Origin of the sequence: Nocardia cerradoensis NBRC 101014 (assembly GCF_000308535.1) — a bacterium.
Taxonomy (GTDB): domain Bacteria; phylum Actinomycetota; class Actinomycetes; order Mycobacteriales; family Mycobacteriaceae; genus Nocardia; species Nocardia cerradoensis.
This window is the reverse complement of sequence record NZ_BAFW01000383.1, coordinates 33,205-43,634: the sequence shown is the minus strand read 5'-3', so window position 1 is coordinate 43,634 and position 10,430 is coordinate 33,205. Positions and strand designations below refer to the sequence as shown.

General features: G+C 67.8%; 13 protein-coding genes. 5 read left to right on the top strand and 8 right to left on the bottom strand.

Going from position 1 to position 10,430, the window contains the following annotated elements; translation table 11 throughout:
- Both ON23_RS33840 and ON23_RS33835 read left to right on the top strand, forming a co-directional pair.
- Positions 1–477: hypothetical protein (locus ON23_RS33840; RefSeq protein WP_039783677.1), on the top strand; the 477-nt coding region annotated here is incomplete at its 5' end.
- A 5-nt stretch (positions 478–482) separates the two neighbouring features.
- Positions 483–791: a hypothetical protein gene (locus ON23_RS33835; protein WP_051043725.1), complete on the top strand. Its 309-nt coding sequence runs from the start codon at positions 483–485 to the stop codon at positions 789–791.
- A 116-nt stretch (positions 792–907) separates the two neighbouring features.
- On the opposite strand, the gene ON23_RS33830 is transcribed toward ON23_RS33835, so the two are convergent.
- From ON23_RS33830 to ON23_RS33815, 4 genes are all read right to left on the bottom strand, one after another.
- On the bottom strand, positions 908–2,029 hold the full coding sequence (locus ON23_RS33830) for an epoxide hydrolase family protein (RefSeq protein WP_039783646.1): 1,122 nt from the start codon (positions 2,027–2,029) through the stop codon (positions 908–910).
- Between the two features lie 152 nt (positions 2,030–2,181).
- Positions 2,182–2,547, bottom strand: a complete 366-nt coding sequence (locus ON23_RS33825) for a hypothetical protein (RefSeq protein WP_210743216.1) — start codon at positions 2,545–2,547, stop codon at positions 2,182–2,184.
- A gap of 182 nt (positions 2,548–2,729) precedes the next feature.
- On the bottom strand, positions 2,730–3,089 hold the full coding sequence (locus ON23_RS33820; RefSeq protein ID WP_039783644.1) for a nuclear transport factor 2 family protein: 360 nt from the start codon (positions 3,087–3,089) through the stop codon (positions 2,730–2,732).
- A 123-nt stretch (positions 3,090–3,212) separates the two neighbouring features.
- Entirely contained in the window at positions 3,213–3,614 is a 402-nt protein-coding gene (locus ON23_RS33815) for a hypothetical protein (protein ID WP_039783641.1), read from the bottom strand.
- A 272-nt stretch (positions 3,615–3,886) separates the two neighbouring features.
- Between ON23_RS33815 and ON23_RS33810 the strand changes: the two genes are divergently transcribed.
- Positions 3,887–4,387, top strand: a complete 501-nt coding sequence (locus ON23_RS33810) for a nucleoside deaminase (RefSeq protein WP_083904407.1) — start codon at positions 3,887–3,889, stop codon at positions 4,385–4,387.
- A 209-nt stretch (positions 4,388–4,596) separates the two neighbouring features.
- Positions 4,597–4,965: a VOC family protein gene (locus tag ON23_RS33805; RefSeq protein WP_039783639.1), complete on the top strand. Its 369-nt coding sequence runs from the start codon at positions 4,597–4,599 to the stop codon at positions 4,963–4,965.
- Positions 4,966–5,035: 70 nt separating this feature from the next.
- On the opposite strand, the gene ON23_RS33800 is transcribed toward ON23_RS33805, so the two are convergent.
- Both ON23_RS33800 and ON23_RS36400 read right to left on the bottom strand, forming a co-directional pair.
- On the bottom strand, positions 5,036–6,067 hold the full coding sequence (locus ON23_RS33800) for a hypothetical protein (RefSeq protein ID WP_039783636.1): 1,032 nt from the start codon (positions 6,065–6,067) through the stop codon (positions 5,036–5,038).
- A 148-nt stretch (positions 6,068–6,215) separates the two neighbouring features.
- Positions 6,216–7,160 carry a helix-turn-helix transcriptional regulator gene (locus ON23_RS36400; protein ID WP_051043724.1) on the bottom strand — a complete coding sequence of 315 codons (945 nt, stop codon included), beginning with the start codon at positions 7,158–7,160 and terminating at the stop codon, positions 6,216–6,218.
- A 128-nt stretch (positions 7,161–7,288) separates the two neighbouring features.
- Between ON23_RS36400 and ON23_RS33790 the strand changes: the two genes are divergently transcribed.
- Complete coding sequence (locus tag ON23_RS33790) at positions 7,289–8,728, top strand: amidase (RefSeq protein WP_039783634.1); 1,440 nt, start codon at positions 7,289–7,291, stop codon at positions 8,726–8,728.
- A 147-nt stretch (positions 8,729–8,875) separates the two neighbouring features.
- Here the strand turns inward: ON23_RS33790 and ON23_RS33785 are convergent, their stop codons facing one another.
- Both ON23_RS33785 and ON23_RS33780 read right to left on the bottom strand, forming a co-directional pair.
- Positions 8,876–9,328, bottom strand: a complete 453-nt coding sequence (locus ON23_RS33785; protein WP_157170371.1) for a hypothetical protein — start codon at positions 9,326–9,328, stop codon at positions 8,876–8,878.
- 65 nt (positions 9,329–9,393) lie between these two features.
- Positions 9,394–10,044 carry a DJ-1/PfpI family protein gene (locus ON23_RS33780; RefSeq protein WP_218001145.1) on the bottom strand — a complete coding sequence of 217 codons (651 nt, stop codon included), beginning with the start codon at positions 10,042–10,044 and terminating at the stop codon, positions 9,394–9,396.
- Between the last annotated feature and the right edge of the window lie 386 nt (positions 10,045–10,430).

The window sequence follows — 10,430 nt, the reverse complement described above, 5'->3', positions numbered from 1 at the left end:
TGGGAGACGCAGTACCACATGATCATGGCACTGGGAACGACTGGCAGCAGCGCGGATGTCGAGCTTCTGAAAAGGCTGGCGCTGCAACCACGGTCGGCAACGACGGTCAACGCTGCACTCGGCGACGCCATCGTCCGCCTGGGCCGCGCCTCCGACAACGACCCTGCTCCCGCCCTGTGGTGCCTGCGACAAGATGTCGAACTTCTCGCCGATGGCGCGCTGCGCGCGGTCGCGATGCTGCGACTGAAACTCCCCGACTCCGCGGTCGACGCCGTCCTCGACTATGCCGAGGCCAATTTCCACGATCTCAACCACAAGCACCTGGCGTACTGGCCGGCGGTCGCAGCAGCCGGTTGGTCCGGGCCACGCGTGCGGGTGTTTCTGACCCGATGTTCGCAAGACAGCCGCGAGATCATCGCCGAAGCCGCAACGGACGCCCTGAACGGAAATTACGGCAATTACATGAGCGTGCTGTAGCGGGCGTGGCGTTCATAGCACCTTCGCGGCTGGGCGTTGCGGACACCGTCACCACCACGGGGCGTCAGTACGTCGAGTTCGGCGCGCTCGGTGTCGACTTCGTCAATCACCCCGAGCTGGTGGCGGATCCGAAGTACGCGTTCGCCACGGCAGCGTGGTACTGGAACAACCTCAACGCCGTCGCCGACAACGCACATCCTCGAGGCTCCGCGAGCATCGATCCCGTCTCGCGGATCATCAACGGCGGTTCCAATGGCAGAGACGTCCGGCGTGATCACTTCATCCAGGCATGCCAAACCCTGAAATGCCCGTAAGCCGCGCAGGCTCGCCGCAGCGACTCGACGATATCCATCGGAGAATCATCGCCCCTCGCGGCGCGCTCCTGAGATGCTGGTGCGCTGGGCCGGCTGTGGTGGGTTGGGACGGACCGTCAGCGAAAGAGGCGGAAGAACCCGCGCACCTGCTCGACCAGCGACTCCGGCTGCTCCAGCGCGGCGAAGTGGCCACCTCGCGGGAGTTCCTCGAACCAGCGCAGGTCGGTGAACCGTAGCTCGGCCTCACGCCGCGACGGGCGGGTCAGGTCGCGCGGGTAGACCGACAACCCGGACGGCGCGGTGACCTTGTCGCGGAAGGCGGCGAAGCTCTCCCAATACAGGCGGGCCGACGACGTGGCCGACGCGGTGAACCAGTAGACCGAGATCTCATCGAGGATCTGCTGCCGCGACACCGCGTCCTCGGGATGACCGTTGTTGTCCGTCCAGGCCCAGAACTTCTCGGCGATCCATGTGGCCTGGCCCGCCGGGGAGTCGGTGAGGCCGTAGCCGAGCGTCTGCGGCCGGGTCGCCTGGATCGCCGAGTATCCCCGACCGGTGCGCCGGAACTCCTTGGCGGCCTTCAGGTTCGCCAGCTCCGCAGGCGTCGGATCGTCGAACGTGCCCGCCGCCACGGATCCCATGTTCAGATGCACGCCGGCGACCCGCTCGGGCGCGACCTCGCCCAGCGCGCCGGACACCGCCGAACCCCAGTCACCGCCCTGCGCGCCGTACCGCTCGTAACCCAGCGAAACCATCAACGTGTCCCAGGCGCGCGCGATGCGATCGACGCCCCACCCGGTCGTCGACGGCTTGTCACTCCAGCCGTACCCGGGCAACGACGGCGCGACGACATGGAACGCGTCCGCCGGATCCCCACCGTGCGCGCGCGGGTCGGTCAGCGGGCCCAGAACTTCCAGGAACTCGAGCACCGAACCCGGCCACCCGTGCGTGAGCACCAGCGGGAACGCATCCGGCTCGGGCGAGCGGACGTGCAGGAAGTGGATGCCCAGCCCGTCGATCGTGTCGCGATATTGCGGAAAAACGTTCAGCCGCTCGGCGAACCCGAAGTCGTAGTCCTCGGCCCAGCTGCGGCACAGCTCTTGCGCATAAGCCAGCGGCAAACCCTGTGACCAGTCGTCCACCGGCTCGGGCTCGGGCCACCGCGTCCGTCGCAACCGTTCACGCAGATCCGCGATCTCGGCTTCGGTGACGCTGACTTCGAACGGCTCGGCGGCCACTGGGCCTCCCTTCCTCGGCGGACTCCTCGTCGTACCACACCTGCTCAGCAGCGAACGAGTCGGCCTACGACACAATCCCTTTGGCGTTGCGGAGTGCGTTTCGATCGCGCCGGCCGGGTGTGCCGTGAGCCCGCCGCCACATACTGCGGCGATCAATCCCGATAGATCTTCACGTAAGCGTTCGTAGCGGTCCCGATACTCGTCGGCCCCAGGCAGGAGGCCGTGCCCTGCCCGGACGGGCCGAAGGAACCATTCCACGATCCCAGGTAGGGGCCGACAGCCATCAACGGAAATGCGTTGGGGATGCCGTGCAGACCGAAACACTCGACGATCAGCGCGTACTCCCGGCCAGGGGGGCCGTCGTCGTAGCACGTCGCCGTCGCACCGACGAGATCCCGCGAAACCGCACAGTCCTGCGGCGCGGCTCGAGCCACACCGGATCCGAGGAAGCCGGCGAAACCTGAAACCACAGCCGCGGCGACCACAGCCCGCGCCGCGACAGTTGCCGTCGTGTTCATTCGTTTCCCCTCTCCCACATTCCTTTACTGTCGCTCGACAATCGATCACCTACCCTTGCGGCGTTAACGACGCCGGCGACCACGCGGCCGGCCCGAGGAACGCCTGGATATGTCGGTGCTGCCCCGCCGAACCCGCCGTTTGCCGTGTAGCCGGCCGGTCGCCGGACAACGTGTCGGCTGCGTCAATCGGCCGTGCTGGCGTGCACGGCGATGATTCGCCAACCGTGCGTCTCGTCGTACAGCCACGTACGGGTGTAGCGCATCCTGGCCGCGAACGGCGTCCCGGAGACGGTCCCTTCGATGGTGCCGAGAAACCACGTCACCCCGGTACGCCCGTCGGTGAGCACGGTCAACTCCTCCTCGGCCACCTTCGTCACTACCTGCGCTCGAGTGCGGTGCAGCTCCAGATCGTCCGCCTTGGTCTGAACGTTGGCACCGAAGGTGAAGATGAGCCGATCATCCAGTAGTCGATCCAGCGCCTCGACGTCGCCGGCGAGCTGCGCGGTCTGGAGTCGGCGCTCGGCGTCCCGCAAGTTGTCCATGAGCAACACCTTGCCAGCCGGCGTCCTACCCGCGCCAGGCCGTTCGCACTCGGCCGATCTTCACACTCCGACCCGCAAGGTGTCACCTGGAGGCGTTTGTATTGGCGAGCACTCGTAAGCGTCTTACCCAGCGTGCATGGCGGCGGTGATCTTGCGGATCATTTCGGTGGTGACGGGGCCGGGGCGGACCTCGGTGGTGGCGGCCTCGATCGCGATTTGCACGGTGGTGCGGAAGTTGTCGGCTTCGGCGGGGTCGGACTGTTCGAGCAGGGTCACTGCGGCCGTGAGGGCGGGCAGTACCTGATCGGCGAGTTCGGCGACGGACTTCCCAGCCAGCTTGATGTCCCTGGACTTTGCCGCGAGGACGTGTCCGACCGTGCCGGTCGCCGACAGCAGCGCCGTCGATCCCGCGGTGGCGGCCGTGTGGGGCTTGCTCGATCCGGCGGCCAGCAGCGAGACCGCGCCGTAGGCGGCGGTGCGCAAGGTGAGCTGGTCCTGGGCGGTCAGGGCGAGGGTGGCGGACATGGTGGTCTCCTTCGAAATCTGTTGTGGCAGTTCCCCGTCACCGGGTTGATGGTCGGGGGCCGTGGTGTTCGATGGACCTACTGTGTCCGGCCGCGCTGACAGCACACTGACGGCGACCTGACGCGGCTACTGACACGGAGATCGGTCCGGGGCCTGCGGGAGCCCGCGCCTGCTGACGATTCGGTACGGCTCTCGACCAGAGCCGACCGCGACCGACAGGAAGGGAGTGTGGCGGACACGACGTTCCGAGAACGCTTACAGTCGCGGTGGTGATGGAGCCGTATGACGCTGTGGGACTCGCATTGTCGGTCGCGGACGAGGGATTGGCCGCGGGTGAGATGCCGATCGGTGCGGTGGTGTTCGATGACGAGCAGGTACTGGGGCGCGCTCACACCCAGGAAAAGGCACAGGGCCGACGGATCGTGCATGCCGATCTTCTCGCGATGCAGCAGGCCGACGAAGCGCTGGGGTTCACCCGACCGAACGGAACACTCACCCTCGCAGTGAATCTCGAGCCCTGCTTGATGTGCATGGGTGCGGCCATCACGTTGGGCGTTCGCAGAGTATGGTTCGCACTCCCGTCGCCGAACGATGGTGCTGCCGCGCTGGTGGAATCGTGGTTGCCCCCGCAGGAGCTTCCATACTTCGCGAAACCCCGCGAGATCAGGGGCGGCATCCGATCAGGCGAAGCCCGCGCACAGTTCGCCGCCTATGCCGCTGGTGACGGCCCGGCGGGTATGCGCACCTGGGCTGGTGGCCTCGCGAGCATGTGAGAACGGGCGCAGTTGTCCACGTGGGGTGAACCGTTTGCTCGCCCGCGGACGTCGCGAGGGATCCGGCGTACACCTTCGGCGCGTCGGCCTCGGCGAACCGCTGACGGCGGCCGGTATCCGGCAGGGGCCGGTGTCGCGTTTCTCCAATCCCGCGCGGTGCCGGTGGTGCAGGCTGACTGACAGTAATCGTGTAGCTGAGAGGAAAACCCATGGCGGTTGCCACGTTGAAAATGCTCACTCTGGACAGTGCCGACGCGCGGCGAGACGCGGAGTTCTGGGCGGCGGCGCTCGGTTGGAAAATCACGCACGCGCAGGACGAGTACGCCATGCTCACCGGTCCGGATCACGCGCTGGGATTCGGCACTATCCCGGACTATCAGGCTCCGACCTGGCCGAACGAGAAGGGCACCAAACAGTTCCATCTGGATTTGGCGGTCGACGACCTCGAGATCGCCAGTAAACAACTGGTCGAACTGGGTGCCACGGTGCCGGAGTTTCAGCCCGGTGAGACCTGGCGGGTGCTGCTCGATCCGAGTGGCCACCCGTTCTGCCTCACCCTCGCTGCCAACTGGGGCTAGTCGGCCGGGGCATCCCGCTGTCACTCGGACCAGCAGGCCCCCTTCACCGTCCACTCCGAGTTCACCGGTCTCACGACAGCATGGCCGCCACTTCGGCATGCAGATCCAATAGATCCGGGATGTGTTCGGCGGGCCGGCGGCCGAATCCGCATTCGGTGGCGATACCGAAGCCGTCGACGATTTCCCGGGCGCCGCGAATGCGGCGCAGGGCCCCGTCGCGGCCGTCGGTGGCGTGCACCAGTCCGAGGTACAGCCGGGTCTGCGGCGGCAGGTGCAGCCCGGCCAGCGGCGCGAAGTACGCACGGTCCGCGCGCGAGCGCGGAACCGGCATATGCACCCAATCGACCCGGCGCGGCAGCGCCGCCAGCACACCGGACAGCACCGCCACCATGCGACCGGTGTCGGCGGGCTCGGCGAAGTGACGATGCCCGAAATCGCCGTAGCACAAGTGATATCCGAGTTCGATGTTTCCCGGCACGGCCGCGCCGAGGCGCACGAGCCGTGCCACGATCTCACTCAGCCGAGTCTCGTCGTCGGCGCCGAACCAGGACGGGAACACCCCCTCGAAGATGGCGAACTCGACCGGGCAGTCCCACTGCACCGCGAGATCGGTGTGCGGGATCGCCGCGGCGATGCGGCCGAGTTCGGCGAGCAGAGCCGCCTCGTAGCGCTGTTCGAGAATGTCCTGCGGATCGCCGACGAAGGCGCCGACCACCGAGATCGGGGTGGGCAGGCAGACCTGGAACCGCACCCCGGCATCGATATCGCCGCGTTCGCGCAGCTTGCGGAACACACCCCAGGACTCGAGCGCTGCCTGCGCGTAACCCAGCTCACCGAAATCGATCGACGCGGGATCCACGCCCGGTTTGGGCCGCACCCGCTCACTGGGACCGTATTCCGGGCTCGGCGGCGGCACCGTCTCCAGATCCGGATGCGCGCCCATGCGCGGCAACTGCCAGACCGTGAAATTGTCCCGCTCGCCGGTCTCACCGTCGGGAATGCGGCTGAGCCACGGTCCCAGCCGCCGCGCGGCCGCACCGAATACGGCCTCCGCATCCGGCAGCGGCACACTGCCACACAGATGAACATCGCCTCGGGTCACCGCGAACTCCTCATAGCCCGGCCGCTGGGTCCGGGCGCGGAATTCGTGGACGTAGCGGCCGCTCGATCGACGCGACGAGAGTAGATCCAGCCGCCGCCCACGCGATTCCCACGCGCGGAAATGCGCTACGTACCAGCGGTTGCCGGCGTCACGCGGAACGGCACAGCCCGATGCGTGTCGCGTAGACGGCCGCGGCGGTCCGGTTGGACGATCCCGTGCGGCGCAGGATCGCCTCCACGTGGGTGGCGACCGTCGATGCGCCGATCCGCAGGGTGCGGGCGATCTCGGTGTTGGCCGCGCCGTGCGAAAGCAGTTCCAGCACCTCGAGTTCTCGCAGCGTCAGTCCGGCGGGCGGCGGCACGGGTCGGTGCCGGATGAGGGTGCCGCCGCGCACCGCGTCCAGGCGGACCTCGTGCACGTGCGCGCCGTGGATCACCGTCACCGCAGCGGGCGGGTCGAGCCCGATCAGGGCGGCGGCCAGGTCGGTGCGGGCGCCCGCGGTCAACGGGCGTGGAGTGCCGTCGAGATCGATGAGCAGGGCGTCCTCCCCCGCGCCGATCGCGATGGCGCCGCCGTTCGCCGGGCGCAGTGGGTCGACCGCGGCGGCGAGCGCGTCGGAGACCAGCGTGGTCAGCGGCAGGGTGTGCTCGTCGAGCGGGGTGTAGGTGCTCAGGTTCAGCAAGCCGAGGTAGCGGCCGTGCGGCGAGTAGAGGCAGTGGCTGAGCCCGTCGCGAAAGCCGTTGCGCCGGATGATGTCGAAGACGACGCCGCGCCGTCGCCGCCGGTCCACGTCGTGCAGCAGTACCGGGAGCCTGGTCTCGCGGAGTTCGCCGTACAGCTCCATGTCCGGCATGGCGTCGTTGATCAGATCCAGCGTCGGGGTGCTGTAGCCGAAGTTGGAATAGGTGGTGTGCTCGCCGGTCACCGGGTCCGGGATCGACAGCGCGGCGTGGTCGTAGGGCACCACTCGGCGCAGCGCGAACAGCAGACGTGCGGTCTGCTGTTTGAGGGGTTCGCCCCCGGGTGACCCGGCCGCCGTGTCCCGGAGTTCGAGCGCGGCGGCGAGACGCGCACGCACCGCCGACTCGCTCATGCGGTCATGGTAGGTGCGCGGCTAGCGACTTGTCCGCGATTGCGCCTCCGCAATTCTGCCGATACGCGCCGTGATATTCGCTCCTACTCTTCGCCCATCCTGCCCGCGAAGCACGAGGAGAAAATCGCATGGATGTCGCCGAATACGCCGCGCACGACGCCACCGGTCTGGCGGAGCTGATCCGCGACGGTCAGGTCAGCGCGTCCGAGGTCTGGACGGCCGCCGCGACCGCCCTGGACGCGGTCGAACCCGAACTGGCCGCCGTGGCGGGCGAGCGCTTCGACACACCGCTCGACTACGACGAGTCCGGTCCGTTCGCCGGTGTGCCGTTCGCACTCAAGGACCTCATCGCACACGCGGGCGGAGTGCCGAGCCGCAGCGGCAGCAGGCTGTTCGGTGCGGGTGTCACCCACCCGGAGGACACCCACCTGGTGGCGCGATTCCGCCGCGCGGGCCTGGCGATCGGCGCGATCACCCGCAGCCCGGAGTTCGGGTTCAACGCCACCACCGAAGCTCTCGCCTACGGCGGACCGAGCCGCAATCCCTGGGCCACCGACCGCAGCCCCGGCGGTTCCAGCGGCGCCTCGGCGGCGCTGGTCGTCAGCGGCGCGCTGCCGATGGCACACGCCAACGACGGCGGCGGCTCGATCCGCATCCCCGCCGCCGCGTGCGGTGCGGTCGGTCTCAAGCCGAGCCGTGGACGGACCACGCCCGGCCCGGACTTCGCCGACCCGCTGCTGGGGCTCGGCATCGAATTCGCCGTCACCCGCACCGTGCGCGACAGCGCGCGGCTGCTCGACGCGGTGCACGGCGCCGAACCCGGCGACCGCTACCTGCTGCCCGGCCCGGTGCGCAGCTACGCCGAACACGCCGCCGCCGGTTCCCGGCCACTACGAATCGCCGTCACCGCGACCCCGATGGACGCCGGTCGCGCGGTCGACCCGGAGTGCGTGGCCGCGGTGACCCACGTGGCCGAACGGTTGGCCGAGATGGGGCACGTCGTCGAGGAGGCCGCGCCCGAGCTCGATGTGGTGGCCTTCGACAAGGCCAACCTCGACGCGTGGTGCAGTTTCCTCGCCGACGCCGTCCTGGGTGCCTCGGCGCAGCTGGGCGTGCCGGCGAACCGGGAGCACCTGGAGGCGACCACGCTGGCGTGCGTCGAATACGGAAAAACGTTGTCCGCCTTCGACATCTACGCCGCCGACCGGGTGTTCAACCAGACCACCCGCGCGGTCGCGGGGTTCCTCACCCGCTACGACGTCCTGCTGACGCCCACGACCAGCGCGCCACCGATCCCGCTGGGTCACCTCGATGCCGACGACGCCTCGCTGAGCGCCCGCGAATGGTACGACCGAATTTTCGACTACGGCAGCTTCACCGCGCTGTTCAACGTCACCGGTATGCCCGCCATCTCGCTGCCGCTGGCCCAATCGGCGGCGGGGCTGCCGATCGGCATCCAGTTCGCCGGCCGCCACGGCGACGAGGCCACGCTACTGGCGCTCGCCGGGGATCTCGAGCGAGCCATGCCGTGGGCCGACCGCCGTCCGGCCGTGCACGCCGGGCGCTAGCGATCACCGTGCGGGTCCGCGATACCTGCCGGACCCGCACACCAAACCGATAGGGTCCCAGTACGATTCGGCGCACAACCGCGGACGCGACGGCGGGTCACCGCGACCGTCACTCGCAGCCCGCACCATCCTCCGCGCCGCGCCGCGTCATCGGAGCTCCTGTCGCTCGGATACGATCCAGCGACCGGTTGCCGGAACCGCGCACAGGATGAGGATCAGCAGGCTCACGGCGAGAGGAATGTACAAGAAGGCGAAGCCTCTGTTGACAAGTTGCACCACGCTCGCGACCAGCGCCACTCCCGATGCGAGGACCAACAGGACTCGGCCCGTCTTCATGCACATCAGCAGAAGGAATCCTCCGACAATCCAGGCCAGCCCGATGACAGGTGCGACGACGCCCATGGCGATCAGGTCCGAGGATCGGCTGATCTCGGTAGGCGATTCGCGGGCCTGATCCTCGATTCCGGTGACCACGTAGAGAAGCCACAGGATTCCGGCGATGCCGCTGAGCAGTCCTACGGTCAACGCTGTCATGGCCGCGGTGACGGCGGTCGCACCATGTGGCGCAAACGACTTCGGGTCTGCCTGGGAATCTCTCACACCACCGCCCCCTCATCGTTTCGGGTGAGACTACCCCGCGGTGGCGAGAGCCGGAGAGAGAGTGTTCAACGCGGGAGAGTCTGCTGCACGCCTGCGCGGAAGTCGGTGAACATTGCCTCCACCATGGTTTTCGTCGATGGCGGTGCGGTGTCGGGAGAGCCTGCGCCGAACGGCGGCTGCGGTGCGTATTCGGCCATGAGTTGCACCGTTTCCGCGTAGCGCTGGTCGCGCAGAAGCGCGAGGATGACGTAGCCGAGGTCCAATCCCGCACTGACGCCTGCGCCGGTGATCCGGTTGCGGTCGACAACGACCCGCGAATCGGTGGGAATCGCGTGTGCTTCGGCCAATAGATCTCGTGCGGCCCAATGTGAGGTGGCCCGATAACCGCGCAACAGTCCGGCCGCGCCCAGCACCAGCGAACCGGTGCACACGCTGGTGACCCATGTCGCCCGTGCGCCACGGTCGGCGACGAAGCGAATGACGTTGTCGTCGCGCATGGCGGCCAGCGTTCCGTTCGTTCCACCGGGGACGAACAGCACATCGACATCCCGCGGGCATTGATCGAAGGTCGCCGTCGGCGTGAGGGTCACCCCGGTGTCGGTGACTATCGGTTCCATCGTGGCAGCGACCTGGTGCACCGTCGCGCCCGACAGGCATGCGAAGGCATATTGAGGACCGATGAAGTCCAGTGCCGTGCACTGAGGGTAGAGCAGCATGGCGATCTGCTCGCTTCCCTCACGCAGGGGCTCGTCGACCGGCCGGATCGGTGCTGAGGTATCGCGTGGGGAGACCGCCCTCCCGCGCAGCCATGGCATACCAGCCAACGCCGCGGTAGCGCCCATCAGGAAATCTCGACGCCCTGTGAACATCTCTGCCTTCCCGCAACCGTTGTCGTTCGATGTTGCGTGACAGCAGGTTTCATCGAAGTCACACGCTGACGTTTCTACTACAAAATGTAGGAGATGTCATGGGTGATACTCCTCGGCTCGGATCCCGAAAGTCGCTACCGCGACCGGTCGGGCGATTCCGTTCCGGAGCTCAGTCGCCGAATCACCGGCCATATCAATACAGTCCACTCCCCCTCAACTGGCTCTGGGCTGAA